This is a genomic window from Micromonospora sp. NPDC003241 (assembly GCF_053589795.1).
In genome coordinates this window covers 33,476-58,684 of sequence record NZ_JBSFSO010000042.1, presented here as the reverse complement: position 1 = coordinate 58,684, position 25,209 = coordinate 33,476, and the positions used below count along the sequence as shown (strand labels likewise).

The window sequence follows — 25,209 nt, the reverse complement described above, 5'->3', positions numbered from 1 at the left end:
GCCGGGGATGCCGAGCCGGTAGTTGACGCATACGAGGACGACGCCGTCGCGGGCGAAGGCGGTGCCGTCGTAGAGCCACCCTGCTCCGGGCGGTCAGGCTTGATCCCTCCGCAGGGTGGGCTGCCCGGAAACCCGACCAGGTCCGGCTGCCCCCGTGGACTTGCCCTGGTCGGGCCACCCACGGTCCCTCTTCCTGCTCGCCCGCTGCCTGCTCGTTCCAACCCCTACTCGACTTGCCTCTGTTAGTCCCAACTCCTGCTCGGCCCCACTATTGCTCGGCCCAACTCCAGCTCGGCGACGACGGTCGCGGGGTGGCGGACCGGCCAGGCCGTCCCGGCGGATGCGGCGCGTGCCTAGTCCCCTGCGCCGCCCTTTGCTCTGCTTCAACCCACGCAACGAACAGGGCGATTCGTTCCTCCTGCCAGATAACGCACTGGCAATGCCCTGACAATTGCCCAGAACCAGCACGTTTTCCCGGAAGTGTTGCGTGGAGTGAAGCAGAGCAAAGGCGGCAGGCTGGAGTACCGCCAGCACCGTCCCCCAGCACCCCGCCCCAGCCCTCCCCGACCCGGCCCGGCCCGAGACCCAGCCCACCCGACCGACTCGGCTCGCCCCGACCGACTCGGCCCAGCAGAGCCGAGCCGAGCAAACCGAGCCGAGCCGGCCCAGCCAAGCCGAGCCCAGCTAAGCCAAGCCCAAGCCGAGCCCAGCCCGAGCCCAGCCCGAGCCTGAGCAGGACCGGGGTCCTGGGCCACCGCAAGACGCGAACGACAACCCTGACCCGTCAGCCGATCAGCTCAGCTCATGCTCTGACGGTGACTCACCGGGGTTCCGGGGCAGCCCGACCCGCGCAGGGATCAAGCCTGACCGCCCGGAGCGGGTCGGGCTGCCCCGGAACCCCCCACCGCAAGCACCCGGAACCCCCCACCGCAAGCACCCGGAACCCCCCACCGCAAGCAGAAGCACACACCCCCCTTAGGCGTGCCGCCGGCTCTGCACGATGCGGAAGCGGTTGGCGACGTACGCGCCGTCGGTGAGCGCCGAGTTCGCCGCCGCGTTCGCCCCGCTGCCGTGGAAGTCGGAGAACGCCGCCGACTGGTTCACGAACACGCCGCCGGTGAGGTTGCCGGACAGGTGCACCCCGACCTCGATCGCGGTGTTCTCGGCGGCGTCCAGCACCGCCTCGTCGGTGGAGTACACGGCGGCGGTGAGCGCGCCCTTCTCCCCCACCGTCGCGCGGAGGATGTCGAGGCTGTGCGCGGTGGAGTCGGTGGCGATGGCGAAGGAGATGGGTCCGAACCACTCCCGCGAGTAGGTCGCCGTCTCGCTCGCGTCGAGCTTGACGACCGTCGGCGTACGGACCACCGCGTCCGGGAACGACGGGTGCGTGACGGTACGCGACTCCAGCACCGGCGTACCGACCTTGGTGACCTCGTCGAGGCGGTCCAGGACGCCGTCGTTGACGATGGCGCCGGTCAGCTCGACCCCGCGCGCCGGGTCGGCGGTGAGCTTGCCGACGGCGGCGGCGATTCCGGCGGCCACCTCGTCGAAGCTCTTGTGTCCCTGGTCGGTGTCGATGCCGTCGCGGGGGATAAGGATGTTCTGCGAGGTGGTGCACATCTGGCCGCTGTAGAGCGTCAGGGTGAAGCCGAGGTTGCGGCACATGCCGGCGAAGTCGTCGGTGGAGTCGACCACGACGGTGTTGAGCCCGGCCTTCTCGGTGTAGACCGCCGCCTGGCGGGCGTTGGCCTCCAGCCAGTCGCCGTACTCGGTGGAACCGGTGAAGTCGACGATCTTGACGGCCGGGTGCAGGGCCAGGGTGGAGGCCAGCTTCTCGCCGGGCGCCTCGGGGGCGAGCAGGACCAGGTTCGGGTCGAAACCGGCCTCGGCGAGCACCTCCCGGGCGTAGCGGACCGTCACGGCCAGCGGGAGTACCGCGCGCGGGTGCGGCTTGACCACCACCGGATTGCCGGTGACCAGGGACGCGAACAGTCCGGGGTACGAGTTCCAGGTCGGGAACGTGTTGCAGCCGACGACCAGGGCGACGCCGCGCGGCACCACGTGGAACGTCTTGGTCATCCGCAGCGGGTCGCCCTTGCCGGCGGCCTTCTCCCAGGCGGCGGTCCCGGGGTGCCGGGTCATCTCCGCGTACGCGTAGGCGACGGCCTCCAGCGCCCGGTCGAGCGCGTGCGCGCCGCCGGCCTGGAAGGCCATCACGAACGCCTGTCCGCTGGTGAACTGCACGGCGTTGGCCAGTTCGAAGACGTGCTCGTGCAGCCGGGCGAGGATCTCCAGGCAGACACCGACCCGCACCTGCGGACCGGCGTCCCGCCACGCGGGCAGCGCCGCGGACGCGGCGGTGACGAGCTGGTCGGCGGTGGCGTGCGGGTAGCGGACGTCAAGCGGGACGCCGAACGGGCTGGTCTCGGTCGCGACCCGGTCGCCGTCGCCCGGCTGGTCGAGCGGGAAGTCTCCACCCAGGTACGCCTCGAAGGCGGCCTTGCCGTCGGCAGCCGCGGTCTCGCCGTACACCCGGGGGCTGGGTGATTCCGGATAGGCGGACCAGTACCCGCGCTCCGTGATCGCGGTCAGCGCGCGGTCGAGGGTGTCGGCGTGCCTGTCGTAGAGGGGGTGCGGGGTCTCCGTCATGCCCGCCATCATGCAACAGGAAGCCCCGGGATCAGTAGGGGCGTGTCACACCTCAGACGTCGAGCTGCCAGTTGCTCCACCGGTCCATCACCCGGAAACCGAGCTGCTCGTTGATCGTGATCATGTGGTCGTTGCTGTCCGCGTTGAAGGTGTCGATCACCTGGACGGCGGGCTCGTGGGCGAGCAGGTGACGAAGGTTCTCGATCTTCGTGAGCAGGCCGAGGCGGCGACCTCGGTGCTCCGGGTCGACGATGGTGATCTGTTGGAAGGCGTGCCAGTCGGCGGTCGGTGACATGTCGAGCAGAGTCCAGGCGACCAGTCGACCGGACTCCCGGTGCCGTACGCCCGCGTGGTAGCGCCGCTTGCCGCGCGCTTCGAGCGCCCGCTCGGTGCCGCGTACCCGCTCCGCGTCGACCTGCTCGGGCTCCCACGCCAGGTCACCCATTGGCGCGTCGGCCAGCAGCCGCCCGTCCAGGTACGCCACGTCGGCGATCAGATCGTCTGGCGTGTTCCCGCGCCAGAACAGCACCTCGTAGTCGGTGGCCCGGGACCGGGCGTCGGCGAGCAACGTGTCCAGGGCGGTCTGGTCCAGCTCGGCGACGTGCAGTCGCCGCCGTACGTCGGCCAGGGCGTCGACCGCGCCGACGGTGGCGGCGAACCGGGTGGCCGGGCCAGGCCGGTCGGGCTCGTCGCGCAGGTGCGCCCGGCTCATCGCGCTGACCCGTTTGCGTCCGCGCTCACGCAGCAGGTGCAGGCCGCGCTCGAACAGCGCCCGGCCGACTCCCCGGCGGCGATGGTCCGGATGTACGACGAGTTCGGCGGAGGCGTTCTCGGTGTTGTCGAGCTGCGGCAGGTCGAGCAGCAGGTAGCCGGCGGGCACACCGTCGACGTGGGCCAGCAGGGCGAGGGTCTCGGTGCCCGGCATCGGCTGGTGGAACAGCGAGGCGAACCGCTGCCGGCTGAACGGGGGATAGTCCGGCAGGTCGGTGGCGCTGTAGTCGGCGCCGACCTGGAACGCCTGCTCGATGGCCGACTCGTCGTCGGCACCGAAGGAGGTGATGGTGATGGCCATGTCCGCAGCCTGCGCGACGACGAACGAAGGGGCCAGCGATTATTCGCCGGCCCCTTCGGAGAGCTTGGTCGGGAGGGACGATCGCACAACGCCTCCGGCGCTGGGTCGTAAAGACTGAAAGTCTACGGCGAAACGCCCTCCCGCACGAAGCATCTTGCGCCGCCCGGTTCCTGCCGTCAAGTACTCGACGGCGTGTTTTCGGCACTCACCGCTAAAAGCCCGTTACCCGGCGGATCGGTCGGCGTGCAACATGCCGCCCGGTCGACGGGCTCGCGGTGTGCCTCAGCCGAGCAGTCCGGCGTCGCGGGCGGCCCGCAGCGACGGCTTGATCCGGTGGGTCGGCCCGACCTCGCCCGCGACGGCGTCGAGCGTCTTGAGCCCCTCGCCGGTGTTGTAGACCACCGTCTCGGCGGTCGGGTCCAGCTTTCCGGACTCGACCAGCTTGCGCAGCACCGCGACGGTCACCCCGCCGGCCGTCTCGGCGAAGACCCCGGTGGTACGCGCCAGCAGCCGCACGGCGGCCCGGATCTCGTCGTCGTCGGCGTAGTCCATCCAGCCACCGGTACGGCGCACCGCCTCCAGGGCGTAGAGGCCGGCGGCCGGGTCACCGATGTTGAGCGACTTGGCGATCCCGGTCGGCTTGACCGGGGTGATGGTGTCGCCGCCGCCGTGCAGGGCGGTGGCGATCGGGTTGCAGCCGGCCGACTGGGCGCCGAAGACCTTCCACCCGCCGGCCGGTGCCTCGACCAGGCCGATCTCGACCAGCTCGCTGAACGCCTTGTCGACCTTGGTGAGCAGTTCGCCGGAGGCCATCGGGATGACCACCTGGGCCGGGATCCGCCAGCCGAGCTGCTCGGCGACCTCGTAGCCGAGCGTCTTGGAGCCCTCGGCGTAGTACGGCCGGACGTTGACGTTGACGAAGGCGGTGTCCTCGAATTCGTCGGTCTCCACCAGCTCGCCGCAGAGCCGGTTCACGTCGTCGTACGAGCCGTCGATGGCGACCAGTTCACCACCGTAGACGGCGGTGGTCACGACCTTGCCCTGCTCCAGGTCGCTGGGGATGAAGACCACCGACGGGGTGCCGGCCCGGGCCGCGTGGGCGGCGACGGAGTTGGCCAGGTTGCCGGTGGAGGCGCAGGCGAACCGGGAGAAGCCGAGTGCCCGGGCGGCGGTCAGCGCGACCGAGACGACCCGGTCCTTGAACGAGTGGGTGGGGTTGGCGCTGTCGTCCTTGATCCAGAGCGGACCGGTGATGCCCAGCTCGGCCGCGAGCTGATCGGCGGCGACCAACGGCGTGAAACCGGGGTCCAGGGTGACCCGGGTGGCCGGGTCCTGGCCGGCGGGGAGCAGCGCCGCGTAGCGCCAGATGTTCTGCGGGCCCGCCTCGATCTGCTCGCGGGTCACGCTGGCGAGGGCCGCCGGGTCGTAGTCGACCTCCAGCGGGCCGAAACACTCGTAACAGGCATGCTGCGCGGCCAGCGGATAGCGGGCGGAACAGGCGCGGCAGACCAGGGCGCGGGCGGGGCTGGTGGTGGTGTCGATCCCGGTAGGGGCGAGCGCCGACGTCATGTCCGAGTCCTCTCATCTTCCCCCACATCGCACCCTGCGGCGGGGACGGAATTGGCACCTGCCCCACGGGACGCTCAGCGATGAGCGCGCGGGGTGGTTGCCGGGGCGTCGTCGGGCCGTATCCCTCAGCCCCTCTGGATGAGGTATTCAGTTGTGCCGCCGAGTCTAGGCAATCACGGCGCGCTCGTCAGCGTTCGATCTCAGCCTGTGAGCGATTCCTCACCGCCGCCATCGCCTGCCAGACCGCGACGACCCTGGACCGGAGGGGCTCCGGCGGTGCCGGAGGAAACCCGGTCCAGGGTCGCGCACGAGCGTCGGCCTGGTCGCCGCACCAGCCGGATCAGGCCGGTACGGACCTGCGTTCGGCCGCCTTCACGTCCAGGGCGGCCCCGTTGCGCTGGCGCAGCAGGTTGTCCACCGCCCAGCTACCCGGACCGAGCACCGCGATCAGCAGGAACGACCAGCAGAACAGCACGGACAACTCGCCGTGGTTGCGCAGCGGCAGCAGCGCCTCGGGCTGGTGGACGACGAAGTAGGCGTAGGCCATCGAGCCCGACGCCACCAGTGCCGCCGGTCGGGTGAAGAGGCCGACGAGCACCAGGGCACCGCAGACGGCCTGGATCAGCGCGGCCCACCAGCCCGGCCAGGTGCCGAGCGGGACGGGTTCGCCGCTCCCCCGGGCGCCGCCGAAGACGCCGAACAGGGACGACAACCCGTGGCAGAGAAACAGCAGGCCGATGACCATGCGGAACAGGGACAGGGCCGGCCCGCCGAACCGGTCAGTACGCATTCCGGAACCTCCATTGTGGATGGACGAGGGCAACCAGAATGCGGGACTGATAAATGTTTGTCGATGCAATCTCTTCCTTTGGGAACGCTCCCACATCGATGGTAGCGACTGGGACTCCCAAAGAAACCCCCGCGACGATGATCCTTTTGGTCACCCTCCGTAAGTCTCCCTGTACACCGTGGACATCTGACGGCAACAAGTCGCGGTCATCCGATCCGGGGCCGCGCACCCACCCGGGTCCGGAAGCGGCCACCGTCGTCCCACCAGCCGGTACGCGGGGCGGTCCCCGACCGGCCGGGAAGCCGTCCCGAAGCGCCCGCCTCGCCACCCCGCCTGCCCGCCTGCCCGCCTGCCCGCCTGCCCGCCGAACGATCGAGGACCGTGATGCGACGATGAGCGGATGCGAGAAATCCACGGGGGATCGATGCCGGATACGACCACGAGACGCGGCGACGGAGGCCGGGCCTACCGGCGTCCTCGGCTCGTCGCGCTGCTGACCGCCTTCGCGCTGCTCGCCGGCTGCGCACCGACCGACGCGTCCGGCAACGTCCCGGGTGACGGACCGACGGAGCAGGCCGACCCGGCCACGAGCCCGACCACGGCCGGCCCGGACGGACCGGAGGTCTGTCCCGAATCAGGCGTACTGATCCGCTACCTCGGTGTCAACGCGGCCATGGGGCTCCGGGCGATGGGCGTGGAGCTGGTCAACTGCGGCGACCAGCCGTACCGGCTGCACGGCTACCCGGCGCTGCGGCTCTACGACGGCGAGGGGGTACCGATCACCGTCCGGGTGGTCCCCGGCGCGGCAGGGATCGCCTCGGGCTTCGACGACCCACCCCGGCCACTGGTGCTGGCACCGGGCGACGCGGCCGGAGCGGCCGTGATCTGGCGCAACCTGGTCGACGACCCGACCGTGGTCGCCACCGACGCGGCGCGGGTGGAGATCGCGGCGGGCGAGGGCCAGCCGGGGCAGGACCTCGACATGGAGGGGCCGATCGACCTCGGCAACACCGGCCGGATCGGAGTCAGCGCCTGGAAGGAACGAACCGCCTCGACGCCGACGCCCGCCGACCGGACGGACGGCGGCGTCGACGCCGCACTCAGCTGGTGATGTCCTTGCGGGTGAAGCGCCAGAAGGCGAGTCCCCAGAAGAGGGTGGCGTAGCAGATCGCCGAGATGGCGCCCCGGACGATGTCGTCCGTCTGCACCGGCGTGGAGAGCAACCCCAGCCATGCGGTGCTGTAGTGGGTCGGCAGGAACGACCGGATCGCGCCGAGCGCGGTGATCTGGTCCAGGATGCTGGAGAGGATCCACAGCAGCACCGCACCGCCCACCGCGCCCAGTGCGGCGTCGGTGACCACCGAGAGCAGGAACGCCAGACCGGCGACGACCAGCAGCACCACCGCCAGATAGCCGAGCACCGCGAGCAGGCGGAGCAGCCCCTCGCCGGGTTCGAGCTGCGCGGCGACCGTGCTGCGCAGCGGTGACCAGCCGTACCGGAGGGTGCCGATCAGCAGGGCCGTGCCGGCGAGCAGCACCAGCGCGAACGCCGAGTACGCGAGCGCCACCAGCAGCTTCACGGTCAGCAGCCGGGCCCGGGGCACCGGCACCGCCAACAGGTAGCGCAGGCTGCCCCAGCTCGCCTCGCTGGCCACCGTGTCACCACAGAACAGCGCCACCACCACGACCAGCAGGAACGAGGCGGAGACGAAGATGGTGAACAGGGTGAAGTTCAGCCCGCCGGAGGTGGCGAACGAGACCAGGCTGCCGAACTCGCCCCGGCCGCTGTCGTCGTCACCCGAGTCGAACTGGAACGCGATCAGGATGATCAACGGCAGCAGCACCATGAAGCCGAGCGCCAACTGGGTACGCCGCCGCGCCGCCTGTCGGCGGAACTCGGCCCCGAACGGCAGCGTCCTCGACGGCCGGTAGCCGGCGGCGGCTCCCGACGGAGCCACCCCGGACTCCTCCCGCGTCGGCTGCACGGTCGATCCCGCCATCACCGGTCCCCGCTTCCCCGAGAGTTCTCGCCCACCAGGGCGAGGAACGCGTCCTCCAGGCGGCGCCGGGGCACCACCCGGTCCACCCCGATACCGGCCCGCACCAGCTCGGCGACCACCTCGCTACGGGCGGTGCCGTTGGTGTCCACCACCAGGTGCCCGTCGGCGTCGTCCAGCACCCGTACGCCGCCGAGGTCGTTGAGCACGTCCCGGGCCGCGGTCGGGTCGCTCACCTCGAACAGCACGCTCGGCGAGTCGCCGACGATGTCCTCCACCGGCCCGGAGGCCACGATCCGGCCCTTGTTGACCACCACGGCGTGCGTGCAGGTCTGCTCGACCTCGGCGAGCAGGTGACTGGAGACCAGCACCGCGCGACCGTCGGTGGCGTACCGCTGGAGCACCCGACGCATCTCGGCGATCTGCGGCGGGTCCAACCCGTCGGTCGGCTCGTCGAGCACCAGCAGCTCGGGCAGGCCGAGCATGGCCTGGGCGATGGCCAGCCGTTGCCGCATGCCGTGGCTGTACTTGCGGACCCGCCGGTGCACCGACGAGCCCAGCCCGGCGATCTCCAGCGCCTGCTCGAAGTGCGCGTCGGCCTCCGGCCGTCCGGTCGCCCGCCAGTACGCCTTGAGATTCTCCAGGCCGGACAGGTGCGGCAGGAACCCGGGCCCCTCGACGAGCGCGCCGATCCGGGAGAGCACCGGCGAGCCCGGCACCAGCCGGTGCCCGAAGACATAGATCTCCCCGGCCGTCGGCTGGGTCAGCCCCATCAGCACCCGCAGGGTGGTGGTCTTGCCGGCGCCGTTGGGCCCGAGCAGGCCGACCACCTGACCGGGGTGCACCTCGAAGTCCACCTCGGAGACGGCCACGAAACCGTCGGCGTACTCCTTGCGCAGATGGCGCACGGCCAACGGGGTGTCCGCGTACTCGGGATGGATCGAGGTGTCCTGGCGGCGGTGCCGCAGGCGCAGCACGGCCACCAGCACGACGAGCCCGATCACGATCGCGGCGATCAGCCCGACCAGCACCCAGCGCCAGAGCGCCGCCTCGGTGGGGATCGGGTCGCTGTCGACCGTCGGCAGGCTGACCGGCGTCTCACCGACCGCGACCGTGTACACGGCCGGCTCGATCGGGGTGGTGTACGCCTGGTCCGAGGTGGCCACCACCAGCCGGAGCCGGTGCCCGGCCTCCACCCGGTGCACGATCGCCGGCAGGGTCACGGTGACCGGCTCGGCGGCGTCGACGGTGGCCGGCAGGCCGGTGAGCCGGATCGGCGCGATCAGCCCGCTGGGCAGGGTGGCGCCCCCCTCCGGGTCGACGACGTAGAGCTTGGCGAAGAGGACCGCCTCGCCGCTGCTCGACGCGGCCCGCAGCGACACGGTGGGCGAGCCGACGATGTCGACCGCCTCGGTCAGCGGCTCGGACTCGAACCGGGCGTGCTGCCCGGGTATGTCGCCAGCCACCCCGCTGAGCAGGGAGCTCAACGAGCCGGCGAAGGGCACCGAGGAGATCGCGGCGGGGTTGCCGCCGGGCGGGTTGGCCACCGGTTGGGGCGGCCCGGCCACGGTCACCTCGCGGCGGGAGTCGCCGCCGAGACCGGGGTAGTCCTCGGTGCGGTAGCCGGTGGCGACCAGCCCCCGGTCCATCGCGTCGAAGCCGGCGATCCGGGAGAAGGTGAAGGTGTCGCCGGGCGCGTCCCCGGTTCCCGCGACGTAGTGGTCGAGCCACTGCGCGGTCAGGAACTTCACCCGGTCGGAGTCGGTCTGCGGTCCGGAGCCGCCGTCGTGGCCGCCGGTGAACCAGGCGACCCGCACCGGGGTGCCGTTGGCGGCGATGCCCCGGGCGTTGGCGTCGGCCTCACCGAGCGGGAAGAGGGTGTCCGCCGCGCCCTGGACCAGCAGGGTGGGTGCCTCGATCCGGTCCAGCACGCCGGCCGGGCTGGAGCGGCGCAGCAGGTCGACGGCGGCCTGGTCGGCCTGACCGGTGGCGGCGATGCGCAGGTACGCGGCGCAGACGTCGGCGGCGAACCGGCCGCAGGAGGGATCGGGCAGGCCACCGGCGGCCGGTTCGCCCGGTGCGGTGCCCGGCCCCTGGCCCGGCGCGGGACTGGGTGGCCCGGCGTCCGGCGCGCCCTCCGGCGACTCTTCGCCGGTGCCGGAGATCCCGGCCGGCCCGGAGCCGGTGGCGCCGCCGCCACCGAAGAAGATGCCGGCCCAGCCGGACTTGAACACCCCGCCGGTCGGTTCCCCACCGGTGCTCTCCGGCAGGAAGGAGCGGGACAGGTCGTTCCAGGTGATCATCGGGACGATCGCGTCCACCCGCTGGTCCTGGGCGGCGAGCAGCAGCGCCAGAGCGCCGCCGTAGGAGCCGCCGACCACGCCGACGCGGGGGTCGCCGGTCGCGTCGGTCCGGATCTCCGGACGCTCGGCCAGCCAGTCCAGCAGTCGTTGCGCGTCGCGGACCTCGTGGTCGGGGCTGTCCAGGTGGATCTGGCCACCGCTGCGGCCGAAGCCCCGGGCGGTCCAGGTCAACACCGCGTAGCCCCGGTCGGCCAGGTCCTCGGCGTCGGTGCGGACCGAGTTCTTGGTGCCGCCGAACCCATGCGCGAGCAGCACCGCCGGCACCTTCCGGTCGGCGGCGGCCTCGCGCGGCAGATACAGCGTGGTGTCCAGGTCGACGGGCTCGTCGCCGTTCGGCCCGGATCGCACGGTGAGCATCGCGGACTCGGTCCGGAAGCTCGGCCGGTCCGGCCACACCGCCCAGACGACGACCGCCGCCAGCAGGGCGACGGCCACTGACGCGGCGACGGACCGGCGGCCGGTGGGTAGGGCACGACGAATCCGTGCGGCCGAGAACGGCGATCTCATGCGGCACACGGTACGGCCCGCAACCTGAGTGGTAGCTGAGATCCGCCGTACGTCCGTCCTACTCGGCCGATCGTCATCCGCAAGGGGTCGACCGCACATCCTCCGCAGCGAACCTTTGGGATGACTTCGCATCATGGAAATTAATGCCTTTCACTGGAAACTACGCGTAACTACGACGTATCTCCACGGAAAGAGCCACCCACCGTAGTCAATCAGTTAATCCTCCGTCACATCGCTCGAAGTGACGCAAACCTGACCCGGAGAGACCCATACAGACAGTCCCCGTTCGATTAGTTTTCCGGTCCGGCGCACGGGACCGGCTCCTTGACGCCATCCCCCGACCACTGCGCCACCCGGAGGAGAAACCATGACCGTTCCCGCTTCGCGGGTCCGTCGCCGGCCCCGGACACCGGGCCGCATGTTGCCGCTGCTACTCGCCACCGCGCTGCTGCTGCCGGTGGCGTTCCTCGTCGTACGGGCCCACCAGTACATCGACGCCGACCGCGAGGCCCTGAAGCAGGAGCGACTGGGCGTGGAGTACCTGCGCGCCCTCGGACCGGTGACCGAGGCGCTGGTGGACGCGCAGAGCGCCGCCGTGGCCGACCGCCAACCGCCTCGGGAGAGCCTCCAGCAGGCCGTCGAGCGGGCCGCCGCCGTCGACGCCCGCATCGGTGGCGAGCTGAGCACCAGCGAACGGTGGGCCGGGATCCGGGCCAAGCTGGAGGCGCTGCCCGAGCGTTCGCTCGACCCGGAGGCGGCGTACAGCGCCTACCGGGAGGTCACCGACCTGCTGCTGGCCCTGCACGGCAAGGTACGCGAGACCTCCGGTCTGATCCGGGACTCCGGTGCCGCCTCGTACTTCCTCCAGGACGGCGTCGGCGAGGAGATGCCGGAGGCGACGGTGGCCGCCGGGCGGCTCGTCGACATCGCGGTCCTGGCCCAGCAGCGGCCCGCCAGCGACCGGGTGCGCACCCTCAGCGAGCTGGCCACCCTGCGGCTCGCCGCGCTGCAACCCGCCAACGACCTGGTCAACAACCTGCGCGCGGTGGTGGACAGCTCGGCCAGCGCCGACCTGGGCGCGAGCGTGCTGACGCCGTTCGACGCCTACCAGCGGGCGGCCGAGGCGATGGCGGTCCACTCCCAGCCGGACAACCGGACCGGCACCGTCAACCTGGTCCGGCTGACCAGCGCGCGGGACGACGCCCAGCGGGCCGCCACGCAGCTCCAGCCGATCCTGCTCGACGAGATCGACCGGCTGCTGGTGGAGCGGATCGACCAGCTCGACCGGGACGACCTGCTGACCATGGTCGCGGGCGGCGTCGCCGGACTGCTGCTGATCGCCCTGGCGGTGAGCGGGTGGTTGTCTCGCCCGAGAGACAACACCGGCCGGCCGCAGGGCACCGACGCCGAAGCCGGCGACCCGGAGCAGCCCGCCGACAGCCCGTGGGAGCCCACCCGTACGCCGGGCGACCGGGCGCTCCAGCCGGTCGGGCACGGCCACGACCCGGATCGGTGGAGGCCCTTCGATGCTGCTCGATAGGCTCCGGATCCGGGGCAAACTCGCCCTGTTGGTGCTCATCCCCCTGCTCTGCATGCTCGGGCTGACGCTGCCGGTGGTGTGGGAACGCGCCGGGGTCGCCCAGCGGGCCGGCGACATCGAAAGCACCGTCAGGGTCGCCAGCCGGGTCGGCACCCTGCTGCAACACCTCCAGCGGGAGCGGATGCTCGCCATCGGCCTGCTGCTGCGGCAGGTCGAGCGCACCGACCTGGTGCAGGAGATCGCGGAGGTCGACGACCTGATCGTCGACCTGCGCACCGAGTTGGGCGACGAACTGTCCCCGGAGGTGACGACCGCGCTCGACGGGGTCCGGCAACTCGCCCAGGTACGCACCGCGACGCTGGCCGGACAGGCCAGCCCGGACCAGGTCATCGGCGCGTACGGGCCGGTGCACATCAGACTGATCGACTCGTTGCGCCTGCCGTACGACGTGGACACCCGGACCTCGGCCGGGCGGCAGGTGCTGGCGCTGGACGGGATCCTGCGCAAGAGCGAGGGGCTCGGCAGCGGCGCCGCCCTGCTGGTACTCGTCGCGGCCAGGCCCAGCCCGCAGCTCGCCACCGTCTTCGTGGCCAACATGGCCACCCTCCAGTCGCAGACCACCCAGTTGCTGGGCCTGATCACGCCCGAGCAACTGGCCCTGATGGACATCGAGCAGGCCGCCCTGGACGCCCGGACCGGGCCCGGCTTCCTGGACCAGAGCTCGCTGGACCCGGTGGGCGCGGTGTCGCAGACGCCCGTCGAGGTCCTCTACCCGACCATCTCCTCACTGATCACCCTCGGTCAGTTCGTGGAGAAGAAGCTGGTCGCCGACGTGACCGCCGAGGTCCGGGCGGACCGGCAGACCGCCCTCGCCGAGGCGTACTGGGTGACCGCCCTGGTGCTGCTGATCCTGGTCGTGGTGGTGTTGCTCGCCCTGGCCATCGGCCGGACCGTCGCCCGGCCGCTGACCCGACTCACCCGCTCCGCCGACCGGGTCGCCCGGGTCGCCGAGTCCGAACTGGTGCGGGTCGCCGACGACGAGACCGACAACGCCCAGCCGATCCGGCTCGACCGGGTCGACGTACGCGCCCGGGACGAGATCGGTGACCTGGCCCGCGCCTTCGAGCGGGTGCAGAGCACCGCCGCCCAGTTGGTGGAGCGGCAGGTCGCCAGCCGGCGCAACGTGGCCCAGATGTTCGGGCACGTCGGCCGGCGTACGCAGAACCTGGTCGGCCGGCAGATCGCGCTGATCGACCGGCTGGAACAGCAGGAGGCCGACCCGGGACGGCTGGAGAGCCTGTACCGCCTCGACCACATCTCCAGCCGGCTACGGCGCAACGCCGGCAACCTGGTGGTGCTCTCCGGCGCCACGGGCGACGTCACCCACGTCGCGCCGGTCCCGCTGGCCGACGCGGTCCGCCTCGCCCTCGGTGAGATCGAGGACTACACCCGGGTCGACGTCGCGGTCCCGGCCGAGGTGTCGGCGGCTCCGGCGATCATCGGTGACCTGGTGCTGGCGTTGGCCGAGTTGATGGAGAACGCCACGGTCTTCTCCCCGCCGCACACCCGCGTGGTGGTCGGCGGCGAGATCACCGAGGACGGCGCCCGGCTGACCGTGGTCGACCACGGGATCGGCATGACCGAGGCACGGCTGGCCGACGAGAACGTCCGGCTCACCCGCCGGGAACGGCTCGACCTCGCGCCGACCGAGGTGCTGGGACTCTTCGTGGTGGGTCGGCTGGCCCGCCGGCACGGCTGGGGCGTCGGCCTGTCCGCGACGCCGGGCGGCGGCGTCACCGCCACCGTGCTGATCCCCCGGGCGTCGCTGGTCTTCGGCACCGGCGGCGTGATCCCCACCGCCCGGGCCAGCGTGCCCGTCGCGCTGCCGGCCCGGCACCAGCCGGACCCGGGCACCCCGCCGCCCGTGCCGGCGCTGGAGGGCCCGGCCCAGGCCGAACCGGTGCCGGTCGGGGTCGGCGGTCCGGTCCGGCCACCGGTCGAGGCCGCCGCGCTGCCCGGCTTCGACCAGAAGCTGCTCAGCCGGGCCACCGAGAGCATGGAGCTGGGTGCGTCCTGGGACGCCTTCGCCACCGCTCCGGGCACCGTGACGCCGGACCACACCGTCACGCCCGACCACGCGCTCACGCCGGACCACACCGTCACGCCGGACCGTCCGGCCGTCGGCGCCCCCGCAGCACCCGCCGGGACCGCGCCGGCACAGGGGCCGCCACCCACCCCGCCCACCCCGCCTGCACCGCCTGCACCGAGCGGCCCGTTGCCCGGCATCCGGCAGCGGGTGCCCGGTGCCAGCCTGTCCAGAAGTGCACCCCGGGTGGGTCCGGTGGACGCCACCGGCGCCGATCCGGTCGCCGCCCGCGCCCTCGTCGAGCAGTTCGAGTCGGGCGTACGCCGGGCCGAGCAGAGCCGGGCGGCGGCGCTCCCGCAGCCAGTCGAGCCCGCGCCCTCCGGTGCACCCACCCAACTGAGCCGCCGGGTGCCGGGCGCAAACCTGATCGCCACCACGCCCCGCCAGACGATGGCGCAGAACCCCGGTGACCCGGCCGAGGTCCGCGATCTCATCAACGCGTTCGAGACCGGCGTCGCCCGGGCTCTGCGCGATGTCCGTCCCGACCGCAGCGACGACGAAGGAACGCCACTTTGACCAGCCCGCACGTACACGAGAACCTCGACCACCAGAGTCACCCGGCCGGCGACCTCAGCCCCGAGGCCCGCACGTTCAACTGGCTTCTGGACACCTTCACCTCGAGCACGGCAGGGGTGCTGGAGGCGATCGCCGTCTCGTCCGACGGGTTGCTGATGGCCATGTCCGCGATCAAGGACCGGTCCAACGCGGAGCGGCTCGCCGCAGTGGTCTCCGGCATGACCAGCCTGGCCGGCGGCGCCGCGAGCTGGTATGCGCTGGGCGGGCTGAACCGGGTCGTGGTGGACATGGCCGAGGGTTACCTGCTGATCAGCGCGATCAGCAGCGGCTCGGTGCTCGGTGTGGTCGCCGACCGGTCGGCCAACCTCGGCACCGTCGCGTACGAGATGACCCTCTTCGCCGGTCGGGCCGGAAGCGCGCTCACCCCGCGCCTGATCGCCGAACTCAAGAACTCCGTTCAGCAATGAATCCCGACGCCGCCGGTGCGGAACCGGAGCCGGTGTTCCGGATCCGGCCCTACCTGCGCGAGCCCGCCCCGGCCGGTGACGCCGGACCGGCGGACGCACCGGCGGCGGTCGGATCGGAACCCGAGGCGGCCGGTCCGACCGGACTCCGCCCGTTCGTGCTCACGGCCGGGCGGGTGGCCGGCGCGGACCCGTCGATCGGCCTGGAGACCCAGGTGACCGCCCGGTCCGGCCCCGAACCGTGGACCAGTGTGACCGCCCGGCTGACCCCGGAACTCCAGGCGATCGTGGCACTCTGCGGCGACCCGATCTCGGTCGCCGAGATCTCCGCCAAGACCCGGTTGCACTTCGGTGTGACCCGGGTCCTGGTGGGCGACCTGCGGGCCGCCGGCCATCTGGACGTACACGTCAACGATGCCGACGACGCCCTCGACCCCGACGTCATCCTGCGAGTGATTGATGGACTTCGTGCAATCTCCTGACTGGCCGGTCGCCCCGCAGGGCGCACTCTCCGCCAACAGCGCCGCGGCCCGCTACGGCGGCTCCGCGCCGGTCCCCCCGTCGGTGGGACGGGCCACCCCGCCGCCGCCCCCCGCCCCGGTGGCCCCGCCACCGCCGTACCGGCCCCCGGCGGGGTCCGGTGGTACGGGTGCACACCGCCGGACCCCGCCGATCCCGGTCAAGATCCTGGTAGCCGGGGGCTTCGGAGTGGGTAAGACCACCACGGTGGGCGCCATATCGGAGATCGTGCCGCTGACCACCGAGGCGGAGATGACGATCGCCGGCATCGGGGTCGACGACCCCGGCCAGCGCTCGGACAAGACCACGACCACGGTGGCGATGGACTTCGGCTGCGTCACCATCGACCGCAGCCTGAAGCTCTATCTGTTCGGCACGCCCGGCCAGGCCCGCTTCGGCTTCATGTGGGACGACCTGGCCCGGGGCGCGCTCGGCGCGCTGGTGGTGGTGGACAGCGCCCGGCTGGACGACTGCTACCCGGCGATCGACTTCTTCGAACGGGCCGGCCTGCCCTTCGTGGTCGGGGTGAACGCCTTCGACGGGCATCTGGCGCACGACCTCAACGCGATCCGGTGGGCCCTGGCCATCGGTGAGCACGTACCTCTGGTGCAGTTCGACGCCCGGGACCGGCTCTCGGTGCGGGACGCCCTGCTGGTCGTCCTCGATCGGGCGCTGGACCGGGCGATCCGGGACAAGCGGGCCTGAGCCGACCGGCTCACGGCCGCTCGTGGGAAGGGGTGAGGCGGATGAGGGGCGGACTGGACGAGACACTGGCCCGGATGCGTCGGCGCGAGGAGGCGCTGCGCCGCCGGTCCACGGATCCGTCGGCCGACGACCAGCCCGATCCGGAACCGGACGTGCCGTCCGGTGCGGCGGTGAGCCGGACGGACAGCCGTAACGCGGGTCCCGGCTGGGCCGGGGCGTCGGAGCGCGTACCCGGAACGCCCCCGCGGCAGGTCGCGGAGGAGGTGGCCGAGGCGTTGCGCGCCGTGGTCGCGGCCCGGCCGGGCACCAGCGTCACCGCCCGGGTCGACCACGACGGCACCGCGTACGACCTGCGGGTGGCCTGGATCGGCCAGGAGGTCGTGGTCAGCGGGCAGCCCGCCACGCCACCGCCGGCCTGGCCGTTGGCGACCGGCACCGCGCCCGGTTGGTCCGACACTCCGGACGTGTCGGAGCCGGACCCGGCGGCCCGGCTGGCCGAGCTGATCCGTCGTGACCCGTCCCTGCTCACCGGCGAGCATCCGCCGGGCTGATCGCACATGGGGTGACCGGGCCGGTTAGGGTCGCTCGGGTGGGCGAACCCGAGTTGACCCTGATCGCGAGTCTGCGTCCGGCCGCGCTGGACGCCCGGCGTGGCATCGTCCGGCTGCACCCCGAGGCGCTGACCGCGCTCGGGTTACGGGCCGGTGATCCGGTCCGGTTGACCGGTCGGCGGGTGACCGCCGGCATCGCCGCCGAGGCCGAGCCGGGATCCGGTGCCGGCCTGCTGCACGCCGACGACCTGACGCTGGGCAACCTCGGTGCCCGCGACGGCGGGGAGGTCACGGCCAGCGCGGCCCCGGTCACCGCCGCCCGGCGGGTGCTGCTCTCCGGCCCGGCCCAGATCGTCGCGGTGGTCTCCCCGGAGATGCTGCGACTGGCGCTGCTCGGCAAGGTGGTCACCGCCGGGGACGACGTCTCCCTGCTGCCCCAGGACGTCCTGCCGGACGCCTCGACGCGCACGCTGGTGGAGGCCGCCCGACGCAGCCTCTCCACCCGGGTCGGCTACGCCTGGACCAGCACACTGCTCCGCGTCGTCGACGCCGACCCCACCCCGGGGGCCCTGGTCACCATGGACACCCTGGTCGGGTGGGAGCACGGCCCGGAGACCCGGGGCGAGACCGACGTCCGCCGGTCGGCGACCGCCGTCTCCGCCGGGCTGGGGCGACCGGCCGGTGGGCGTACGACGGTGGGCGGTGACCGGCGCACCGACGCCGACGCGGAGACCGGTGCCGAGGTCTGGGCCGACACCGAGGTGCACCAGGAACACGTCCCCTCGGTGGACGAGCTGCCCGGCCTGCGGTCGCAGGCCGAGGAGCTGACCGAACTGCTGGACCTGGGCTTCCACCACGGCGAGGTGCTCGGCCGGCTGGGCACCACCGTCGCGCTCGGCGTACTCGTCGCCGGCCCGGCCGGTTCGGGGAAGTCCGCGCTGGTCCGGGCGGTGGCCGCGCAGGTCGGTGCCCGGGTGCACCAGCTCTGGGCGCCCGAGGTCGCGGCGCTGACCAACTCCTCGGCCGCGGCCCGGCTCCGGTCGGTGACCGCCGAGGTGGTCGCCGGTGGCCCGGCCGTGCTGCTGGTCTCGGACGTGGAGGCGCTGGCCCCGGCGGACAGTCCCGGCCCGGTCGCGACCGTGTTCCGGCAGTGCCTGGCCGAGATCGTCCGGGCCGGATCGGCGGTGGTCTGCACCACCGGCCGTTCCGAGGCCGTCGATCCGGCGCTGCGCGCCCCGGACCTGCTCTCGCTACGGATCGACGTCCCGCTGCCCGACGCCGCCCTGCGTCGGGAACAGCTCACCGTGCTGACCCGTCCGGTCCCGCTCGCCGAGGACGTACGGCTCGACGAGGTCGCCGGGCGTACCCCCGGGTTCGTCGCCGCCGACCTGGCCGCGCTGGTGCGGGAGGCCGGCGTGCGCGCGGCCCTGCGGCAGAAGTCGGTGGAGAACCCGACCGTCGCGATGGCCGACTTCACCGCCGCGTTGGAGGTGGTCCGGCCGACCACCATGGCCGCCTCCACCCTCGAACTGGCCCGGGTGACCCTCGACGACGTCGGTGACCTGGTCGAGGTCAAGCAGACGTTGACCGAGTCGGTGCTGTGGCCGCTGACCTACCCGGACACGTTCGCCCGCCTCGGCGTGCAGCCACCGCGTGGCGTGCTGCTCTACGGTCCGCCCGGCTGCGGCAAGACGTTCCTGGTGACCGCGCTGGCCGGGTCCGGTCGGGCGAACGTGCTCTCGGTCAAGGGCGCCGAACTGCTGTCCAAGTGGGTCGGCGAGAGCGAACGCGCGGTCCGTGAACTGTTCCGGCGGGCCCGGGAGGCCGCGCCCACGCTGGTGTTCCTGGACGAGGTGGACGCCCTGGCGCCGGTACGCGGCCAGGCCAGCGACGGCGGCACCACCGACCGGGTGGTGGCCGCGCTGCTCACCGAGATGGACGGCGTCGAGTCGCTGCGCAACGTGGTGGTGATCGGCGCGACGAACCGGCCGGACCTGGTCGACCCGGCGCTGCTGCGTCCCGGGCGGCTGGAACGGCTGGTCTACGTACCGCCGCCGGACGCCGAGGCGCGGGCGGAGATCCTGCGGGCCGCCGCCCGCAACGTGCCGCTCGCCGAGGACGTCGACCTCCCCTCGCTCGGCGCGGAGCTGGACGGCTTCTCCGCCGCCGACTGCGCGGCGCTGGTCCGGGAGGCGGCGCTGGCCGCGATGCGCGAGTCGCTGACCGCCGCCACGGTCACCGCCGACCACGTCGCCACCGCCCGTTCGCGGGTACGCCCGTCCCTCGACCCCGCCCAGGTCGCCTGGCTGGCCGCATACGCCGACAAGCGCAGCTGACCCACCCCTCCCACCCCGGGGGCGACGAAGCGGCGGGGACGGGTGGGCGACGAGGCGGTGGGGACGGGGGTCAGCGGGTGGGGTCGAGGGAGATCTCGGCGGACACCCGGTCGCCGTCCTCGCGCAGTTTCGCGCCGCACCTCTCCAGCACGTACAGGGCGCCGTGGTTGTCCGCCGTGGTGTCCGCGACCACGGTCCGCACCCCGGCGTCCGGCGCGAGGTTGAGCAGTTCGCACAGCGCCGCCCGCCCGATGCCCTGACCTCGGGCGGACTGGCCCAGCCACATGCCCACCTCGACGGTGTCCGGCGTGTCGCGCCGGGTCATCCGGATCATGCCGACCACCTCACCGCCGGCGAGGATGGCGTACATGGCGGTGCGGGTCGGGCCGTCGAGCCCGCCGAAGCTGGCCCGGTGGTAGTCCCGGAACGCCTCCCGCCGCGCGTGCGACCAACCGGCCGGTGCCTCCACCGGCGGCATCACCTCGGCCGGTTCCGCCTCGGCCGCCGCTACGGAGAGCAACGGTTCGAGGTTCTTCTCGTCTACCGGCTCCAACCGGACCGCACCCGTCACGTGCCGCAGTCTCCCGCGCCCGGCGCCGCAAGTCCACCCGGTCCGCGCCGACCGACCCCTCCGGCGGACGGGTTCGACCGGTCGGACCGGATTTCGTCCTACCTCACGCTCCGCTGTCGTCCGACCGAGTGAACTCGCAGTAGACGGCGGACGCGTCGTCGGCCGGTTTGTGCCGGCGCAGCCGGTCGGGGTGGTCCCGCTCGGCCGCCCGGACCAGATCGACGAGCCCGCCCGGTCCGCCGGTGGACACCACGTCCAGCAGGCCGGCCCAGTCGAAGAGGCCGAACTCTTCGACGGCGGCGGAGGCTCCGTCGCTGAGCAGCACCGCGCGCCGCAGCGCCTCCGGGCCCCGCAACGGCAGGGTGCCGACCACCGCCTGGTACGCCGCGTCCGGGTCGGCGGCGGCGACCCAGTAACCGTGCGTACGGTTCATCTGCTCGCGCTGTGCGGTGACGGCGTGCCGGAACCGGGTCGCCCGGTCGGCCGAATCGGGCAGCGCGGTGGCGACGGCACGCAGGCGGGCCACCGAGGTGGCCAGCCGGTCGTCGGTGACCACCCCGACCCGTCCGCCGATGTCGAGCACCAGCGGACTGTCGCAGAGCACCAGGTAGTCGACCTGGTCACCACCGTCGCGCAGCAGACACACCGTGCTCGACGGCGTCCCGGGGTGGTCGAGATCACACTGCCCGCCGTGGTCGGCGCGGACCGCTAGGATCGCCGCCGCCAGGTTGCTCACCAACGTCGCCGCCGGGCGGGTCGCCTCGGCCAGCCCCAGCCGGGCGGCCAGGTGCCGGACGTACCACTGCGGCCCGTGTACGCAGCCGGTGTCGAAGCCCTCCGGCACGGTCGCCCCGTCGAGTACCCCGACCAGCGGGCCGAAGCGGAACACCAGGTCCTCGTTGACCGTCCGGCCCGGTGGCGGAGCGGACGCGGAGCGTACCCGCATGGTCGGCGCGGTGCCGACCGCCGGGCCCCGCCGACGTTCCCCGGAGACGGCCTCGGGCAGCCCCGCGTCCGTCCTCGGATAGGTCGCCTGTGCGGTACGCCTCGGTCGCGCCGGGCCGGCTCCGGTCATCGTCGCCACCTCCGTGCCCCGGCTACCCGCCGCACGGTCCGACATTCTCCCCGGTCAGCGGCGCCTGTTCCGCGCGCGGGAGGCGCGCAACCGGACCAGCCGACCCACCAGCACCGGGTCGGCGGCCAGCGCGGCCGGATTGTCCAGCAATCCGTTCAGCAACTGGTAGTAGCGGGTCGCGGAGAGCCCGAAACGGTCCCGGATGGCCTGTTCCTTGGCACCGGCGTGCCGCCACCACTGACGTTCGAAGGCGAGGATCTCGCGGTCGCGCTCGCCGAGCCCGGCGGGGGGCGGAGCAGCCGCCTCCGGCGCGGCGTCGCCGTCCGGGTCGGGTCCACCCGGGCCGGCGGCATCCACGTCCGGCGGCGTTGGGGTCGACTCCACCTCGGGGGCGGACCGTGGCGGCGGCACCGTGACGGCGTCCGGACCGGTCTCCGCTGTCTCAGCGGCGTCGGCGGGCTGCATGGGGCTCCTCTGCGAGGGGCGGCCGGCACGAGCAGCGCCAACCGGGCCACCAGCCTAACCAGGGGCATCATCCGACGCACTGCGCCGCGAACGCACCACCGCCACCACCGACCCGGGGTCGGTGGTGGCGGTGGTGTCCGCAGTCGGTCGGGTCAGTTGATGTCGCGGCGACGCATCGCCCAGAGTGCCCCGCCGAGGACCAGCACGATGCCGACGGTGAACAGCGCCGACGAGTGCTGCCAGGTGATGTCCAGCGTGGCCGGCTCACACATGCCGGTGTACGAGTCGTTGCAGGAGCGCCAGTCCTGGAGCTCGACCTTCTTGGTCATCCAGGCGTACGCGTAGGTGGGCAGCAGCCACGCGTCGAGGTAGCGCACCTGGATCATGCTCAGCAGCATGGCGATCGCCACCTGACCGACCACCAGCACCCCGATCGCCCCGCCGAGCGCCATCGCCGTGTGCCGACCCAGCGACGCCAGGGCGAAGCCCACCGTCGCCGCCACCAGCGCCAGCACGATGCCACGAAGCCCGGTGAGCAGGAACGACTGCCAGACACCGGAGGTCATCTCCGCGGTGCTGCCGCGCAGGTTGGCGACCAGCCACAGGCTGCCGAACCAGACCACCGTGGCGGGCAGCGCCAGGGCGAGCAGCCCGGTGAGCAGCGCGCCCAGCTTGGTCAGCAGCACGGTCAGCCGTTTCGGTCGCCAGAGCAGCAGGTTCATCATCCCGCCGGTGCTCCACTCGGCGCCGACGAAGGAGGCACCGACCACGAACCCGATCAGGGCCAGGATCGCGGCGAGCGGGATCAGCATGTCGCCGAAGCTGTCCCGGAAGTCGAACGTCGAGGGCAGGAACCACTCCGCCTGGATGTCCTCACGCGCCGGCGCGCTGATGTCGGCGCAGTCGTCCGTCCAGAACTCCTCGCCCGCCGTCTTCGCCCGCTCGCAGGCGGCGCGTTCCTGCTCGGCCCCGCGGACCTGCTCCTGGTGCTGCCGGTCGGCGGCGCGTTCGGCCTCGGCCCACTGGCCGGCGTCGATCTTCTGGTTGCTGAGGAACATGCCGACCACGACGAGGGCCAGCACCAGCAGGCCACCGGCCGTCATGAAGCGGGTGAAGCGCCGCTTGGCCAACCGGCGCAGCTCGGTACGGAAGAGACTCACGCGCCCCAACCTCCTGCGGTGGGCGCGGACGGTGCCGCCCCATCCATTCGTACGGACTGGTCGACCTGCCGGTGCTGACCGGGAACCGGTGCGGTGGCGGTCAGTTCGAGGAAGACGCTCTCCAGGTCCACCGCGATCGGTGCGAGTTCGCTGACGTAGAGGCCCTGCTCGGCGAGGAGCCGGGTGACGGTGGCCGGCTTGTCCACCCCGGCGAGCATCAGGTGATCCTCGTTCGTGGTGACCCGTACGCCGGCTTGGGTCAGCGCGGCGGCGGCGACCGGCAGGTCGGTCACGGCCTCCAGCCGGACCCGCACCCCGCCGGACGAGTGCTGCGCCAACACCTCGTCGACCGGGCCGAAGGCGACCCGCCGGCCCAGCGAGATGATGGTGACCGAGTCGCAGATGAGCTGGATCTCGCCGAGGATGTGGCTGGACAGCACCACCGTCATCCCGGACTCGGAGAGGTTGCGCATCAGGGTGCGCATCTCCCGGATGCCGCCCGGGTCGAGGCCGTTGGCCGGCTCGTCCAGGATCAGCAGCCGTGGGTTCTTGAGCAGCGCCGACGCGACCGCCAGTCGCTGCTTCATGCCGAGCGAGTACGTCTTGACCCGCTCGCCGGCCCGGTCGCGCAGGCCGACGAGTTCCAGCACCTCGTCGACCCGCTGCGCGGGCACGTCACCGGCGCCGGCCAGCAGCGACAGGGTGTCCTTGGCGCTGAAGTGCGGGAAGAACTGCGGGCTCTCCACGATCGCGCCGACCTGACCGGCGACCTGCGGCAGCGCTGCGGGCACCTCGTGCCCGAGGATCGCCATTCGGCCGCCGTCGGGCCGGATCAGGCCGAGCAGCGTACGCAGTGTGGTGGTCTTGCCCGACCCGTTGGGGCCGAGGAAGCCGTGCACCTGCCCCGCCTCGACGCGCATGTCGAAGCCGTCCAAGGCGTTGCGGGTGCCACGTCGTCGGCTCCGGTACGTCTTTCGTAGACCTTCGATTTCCAGGACAGCTGGCAAGCTGCACCTCCCCCGTTGGTGTGTGGGCGACGACGACACCATACGCGGTATGCAGCGGAAGGCAATACCCGGTATGCATCGCCACGCCGGGAGATGTGTTAGCAGGGGTCCCCTGCTATACCGGAGACGTTAGGAAGGGGCCCTTCCTTGCAGGTCAGGCGCAGATGACGTGGACGCCGGCGACGCGGAAGGCATCGACCACCTCGGGTGCCGCACCCGAGTCGGTGACCAGCGTCTCGACCCGGTCCACCGAGCAGATGCGGGCGAAGGCGTGACCGCCCAACTTGGACGAGTCCGCGATGATCACCACCCGCTTGGCCCGGGCCACCATCAGGTTGTTCATCGCCGCCTCGCCCTCGTGGTGGGCGGCGGCACCGAGCTGCGGATCGATCGCGTCCACGCCGAGCAGCGCCACGTCCAGGGTGACCTCGCGCAGCAGCGCCCCGCCCAGCGGGCCGACCAGCTCGAACGACTTGGGACGCACCACCCCGCCGGCCACCACGACCTTCATCCGGGACCGGACCAGCAGCTCGTTGGCGATGTTCAGGGCGTTGGTGACCACGGTCAGCTGCGCGCCCTCGGCGTTGGTGTTGAGATCCGGGCGGACGGCCAGCGCCCGGGCGACCTCGGTGCTGGTGGTGCCGCCGTTGAGGCCGACCACCGTGCCCGGCGACACCAGTGCCGCGGCGGCGGTGCCGATGCGCTGCTTCTCGGCGGAGTGCTTGGCGGTCTTATAGCGCAGCGGCAGGTCGTACGAGACGCCGTTGGCGACCGCACCACCCCGGGTACGCGTGATCATCTGCTGCTGGGCGAGCTGGTCGAAGTCGCGGCGGATGGTGGCCTGCGAGACGTCCAGGCGCTCGGCGGCCTCCTCGACGGTGACCCGGCCGGAGTCGGTCAGCATTTCGAGCAGGGCGTTCCATCTCGCGTAGCGGTCCACCCCGGAGCCTCCGTCACTGCACGATCCGTGATTGGTTGCGTGCACAGTAGTGCGCGAAACTAGGATGTGGCAAAACCTCCGGCTGCGCGTTCACCCCTGCGGTTGCCATTACCACCGCGTTTCGAGCAGAATGGCGCTCGAAAGATGCGGTTAACGAGCTTAATCGCGCAGCTAGCCGCACTGCGCACCTGAGTTGCACCGCGCGACAAGCTGCACCGCCGCGGTGGAAGCTGCACGACGCGACACGCTGCCCCTGCGCAGCGAGCC

The 25,209-nt window shown here is 72.3% G+C and carries 20 protein-coding genes and 1 riboswitch; of the genes, 8 read left to right on the top strand and 12 right to left on the bottom strand.

All coding sequences use genetic code 11. From position 1 onward, the window contains the following. Window positions 1-975: 975 nt before the first annotated feature. The 4 genes from paaN to ACWDVW_RS26145 form a co-directional block, all read right to left on the bottom strand. On the bottom strand, window positions 976-2,649 hold the full coding sequence (gene paaN, locus ACWDVW_RS26160; protein ID WP_449953774.1) for a phenylacetic acid degradation protein PaaN: 1,674 nt from the start codon (window positions 2,647-2,649) through the stop codon (window positions 976-978). A 52-nt stretch (window positions 2,650-2,701) separates the two neighbouring features. Beyond that, window positions 2,702-3,721: a GNAT family N-acetyltransferase gene (locus ACWDVW_RS26155; RefSeq protein ID WP_449953772.1), complete on the bottom strand. Its 1,020-nt coding sequence runs from the start codon at window positions 3,719-3,721 to the stop codon at window positions 2,702-2,704. Between the two features lie 282 nt (window positions 3,722-4,003). Further along, entirely contained in the window at window positions 4,004-5,290 is a 1,287-nt protein-coding gene (thrC, locus tag ACWDVW_RS26150; RefSeq protein ID WP_449953769.1) for a threonine synthase, read from the bottom strand. Window positions 5,291-5,299: 9 nt separating this feature from the next. Further along, window positions 5,300-5,435, bottom strand: a riboswitch (SAM riboswitch). Between the two features lie 195 nt (window positions 5,436-5,630). Continuing rightward, window positions 5,631-6,080, bottom strand: a complete 450-nt coding sequence (locus ACWDVW_RS26145; protein ID WP_449953766.1) for a DoxX family protein — start codon at window positions 6,078-6,080, stop codon at window positions 5,631-5,633. Window positions 6,081-6,504: 424 nt separating this feature from the next. Between ACWDVW_RS26145 and ACWDVW_RS26140 the strand changes: the two genes are divergently transcribed. After that, window positions 6,505-7,191, top strand: a complete 687-nt coding sequence (locus ACWDVW_RS26140) for a DUF4232 domain-containing protein (RefSeq protein ID WP_449953763.1) — start codon at window positions 6,505-6,507, stop codon at window positions 7,189-7,191. Here the strand turns inward: ACWDVW_RS26140 and ACWDVW_RS26135 are convergent. Together ACWDVW_RS26135 and ACWDVW_RS26130 are read right to left on the bottom strand one after the other, a co-directional pair. Then, a complete protein-coding gene (locus ACWDVW_RS26135; protein ID WP_350699279.1) occupies window positions 7,181-8,080 on the bottom strand; it encodes an ABC transporter permease in 900 nt (299 codons plus the stop codon). The genes ACWDVW_RS26140 and ACWDVW_RS26135 overlap by 11 nt on opposite strands. Then, entirely contained in the window at window positions 8,080-10,947 is a 2,868-nt protein-coding gene (locus tag ACWDVW_RS26130) for an alpha/beta fold hydrolase (protein WP_449953759.1), read from the bottom strand. The genes ACWDVW_RS26135 and ACWDVW_RS26130 overlap by 1 nt, the downstream gene beginning before the upstream one ends. 367 nt (window positions 10,948-11,314) lie before the next feature. Here ACWDVW_RS26130 and ACWDVW_RS26125 point away from each other — a divergent pair, with 367 nt between their 5' ends. Genes ACWDVW_RS26125 through ACWDVW_RS26095 form a run of 7 tightly spaced genes read left to right on the top strand, consistent with a single transcriptional unit; the run spans window position 11,315 to window position 19,724 of the window. Then, the gene (locus ACWDVW_RS26125) at window positions 11,315-12,487 is read left to right on the top strand and encodes a hypothetical protein (protein ID WP_449953756.1); all 1,173 of its coding nucleotides are present in this window, start codon (window positions 11,315-11,317) and stop codon (window positions 12,485-12,487) included. Further along, window positions 12,474-15,149 carry a sensor histidine kinase gene (locus ACWDVW_RS26120; protein ID WP_449953753.1) on the top strand — a complete coding sequence of 892 codons (2,676 nt, stop codon included), beginning with the start codon at window positions 12,474-12,476 and terminating at the stop codon, window positions 15,147-15,149. Before ACWDVW_RS26125 ends, ACWDVW_RS26120 begins: the two co-directional genes overlap by 14 nt. Then, window positions 15,146-15,616 carry a roadblock/LC7 domain-containing protein gene (locus ACWDVW_RS26115; protein WP_131055729.1) on the top strand — a complete coding sequence of 157 codons (471 nt, stop codon included), beginning with the start codon at window positions 15,146-15,148 and terminating at the stop codon, window positions 15,614-15,616. Before ACWDVW_RS26120 ends, ACWDVW_RS26115 begins: the two co-directional genes overlap by 4 nt. Next, window positions 15,613-16,095 carry a DUF742 domain-containing protein gene (locus ACWDVW_RS26110; RefSeq protein ID WP_449953750.1) on the top strand — a complete coding sequence of 161 codons (483 nt, stop codon included), beginning with the start codon at window positions 15,613-15,615 and terminating at the stop codon, window positions 16,093-16,095. The genes ACWDVW_RS26115 and ACWDVW_RS26110 overlap by 4 nt, the downstream gene beginning before the upstream one ends. Beyond that, window positions 16,073-16,837, top strand: a complete 765-nt coding sequence (locus ACWDVW_RS26105; RefSeq protein WP_350699269.1) for a GTP-binding protein — start codon at window positions 16,073-16,075, stop codon at window positions 16,835-16,837. The genes ACWDVW_RS26110 and ACWDVW_RS26105 overlap by 23 nt, the downstream gene beginning before the upstream one ends. A 41-nt stretch (window positions 16,838-16,878) precedes the next feature. After that, window positions 16,879-17,388 carry a hypothetical protein gene (locus tag ACWDVW_RS26100; RefSeq protein ID WP_449953747.1) on the top strand — a complete coding sequence of 170 codons (510 nt, stop codon included), beginning with the start codon at window positions 16,879-16,881 and terminating at the stop codon, window positions 17,386-17,388. A gap of 38 nt (window positions 17,389-17,426) precedes the next feature. Continuing rightward, entirely contained in the window at window positions 17,427-19,724 is a 2,298-nt protein-coding gene (locus tag ACWDVW_RS26095; RefSeq protein ID WP_449953745.1) for an AAA family ATPase, read from the top strand. Window positions 19,725-19,794: 70 nt separating this feature from the next. Here the strand turns inward: ACWDVW_RS26095 and ACWDVW_RS26090 are convergent, their stop codons facing one another. From ACWDVW_RS26090 to ACWDVW_RS26065, 6 genes are all read right to left on the bottom strand, one after another. Continuing rightward, the gene (locus ACWDVW_RS26090; RefSeq protein WP_350699264.1) at window positions 19,795-20,295 is read right to left on the bottom strand and encodes a GNAT family N-acetyltransferase; all 501 of its coding nucleotides are present in this window, start codon (window positions 20,293-20,295) and stop codon (window positions 19,795-19,797) included. A gap of 103 nt (window positions 20,296-20,398) precedes the next feature. Beyond that, window positions 20,399-21,370 carry a hypothetical protein gene (locus ACWDVW_RS26085; RefSeq protein ID WP_449953742.1) on the bottom strand — a complete coding sequence of 324 codons (972 nt, stop codon included), beginning with the start codon at window positions 21,368-21,370 and terminating at the stop codon, window positions 20,399-20,401. A gap of 54 nt (window positions 21,371-21,424) precedes the next feature. After that, a complete protein-coding gene (locus ACWDVW_RS26080) occupies window positions 21,425-21,835 on the bottom strand; it encodes a DUF3263 domain-containing protein (protein ID WP_449953739.1) in 411 nt (136 codons plus the stop codon). Between the two features lie 152 nt (window positions 21,836-21,987). After that, window positions 21,988-22,995, bottom strand: coding sequence for an ABC transporter permease subunit (locus ACWDVW_RS26075; RefSeq protein ID WP_449953736.1), 1,008 nt, complete (start codon window positions 22,993-22,995; stop codon window positions 21,988-21,990). Continuing rightward, window positions 22,992-24,002 (bottom strand): ABC transporter ATP-binding protein, encoded by a 1,011-nt coding sequence (locus ACWDVW_RS26070; protein ID WP_449953733.1) that lies wholly within the window; start codon window positions 24,000-24,002, stop codon window positions 22,992-22,994. Before ACWDVW_RS26070 ends, ACWDVW_RS26075 begins: the two co-directional genes overlap by 4 nt. Before the next feature lie 154 nt (window positions 24,003-24,156). After that, on the bottom strand, window positions 24,157-24,942 hold the full coding sequence (locus ACWDVW_RS26065) for a DeoR/GlpR family DNA-binding transcription regulator (RefSeq protein WP_350699255.1): 786 nt from the start codon (window positions 24,940-24,942) through the stop codon (window positions 24,157-24,159). Between the last annotated feature and the right edge of the window lie 267 nt (window positions 24,943-25,209).

Bases quoted from the DNA above. Each gene is read 5' to 3' on its own strand.
- paaN (WP_449953774.1), bottom strand. From the start codon at position 2,649: ATGACGGAGACCCCGCACCCCCTCTACGACAGGCACGCCGACACCCTC.
- ACWDVW_RS26155 (WP_449953772.1), bottom strand. From the start codon at position 3,721: ATGGCCATCACCATCACCTCCTTCGGTGCCGACGACGAGTCGGCCATC.
- thrC (WP_449953769.1), bottom strand. From the start codon at position 5,290: ATGACGTCGGCGCTCGCCCCTACCGGGATCGACACCACCACCAGCCCC.
- ACWDVW_RS26145 (WP_449953766.1), bottom strand. From the start codon at position 6,080: ATGCGTACTGACCGGTTCGGCGGGCCGGCCCTGTCCCTGTTCCGCATG.
- ACWDVW_RS26140 (WP_449953763.1), top strand. From the start codon at position 6,505: ATGCCGGATACGACCACGAGACGCGGCGACGGAGGCCGGGCCTACCGG.
- ACWDVW_RS26135 (WP_350699279.1), bottom strand. From the start codon at position 8,080: ATGGCGGGATCGACCGTGCAGCCGACGCGGGAGGAGTCCGGGGTGGCT.
- ACWDVW_RS26130 (WP_449953759.1), bottom strand. From the start codon at position 10,947: ATGAGATCGCCGTTCTCGGCCGCACGGATTCGTCGTGCCCTACCCACC.
- ACWDVW_RS26125 (WP_449953756.1), top strand. From the start codon at position 11,315: ATGACCGTTCCCGCTTCGCGGGTCCGTCGCCGGCCCCGGACACCGGGC.
- ACWDVW_RS26120 (WP_449953753.1), top strand. From the start codon at position 12,474: ATGCTGCTCGATAGGCTCCGGATCCGGGGCAAACTCGCCCTGTTGGTG.
- ACWDVW_RS26110 (WP_449953750.1), top strand. From the start codon at position 15,613: ATGAATCCCGACGCCGCCGGTGCGGAACCGGAGCCGGTGTTCCGGATC.
- ACWDVW_RS26105 (WP_350699269.1), top strand. From the start codon at position 16,073: ATGGACTTCGTGCAATCTCCTGACTGGCCGGTCGCCCCGCAGGGCGCA.
- ACWDVW_RS26100 (WP_449953747.1), top strand. From the start codon at position 16,879: ATGAGGGGCGGACTGGACGAGACACTGGCCCGGATGCGTCGGCGCGAG.
- ACWDVW_RS26085 (WP_449953742.1), bottom strand. From the start codon at position 21,370: ATGACCGGAGCCGGCCCGGCGCGACCGAGGCGTACCGCACAGGCGACC.
- ACWDVW_RS26080 (WP_449953739.1), bottom strand. From the start codon at position 21,835: ATGCAGCCCGCCGACGCCGCTGAGACAGCGGAGACCGGTCCGGACGCC.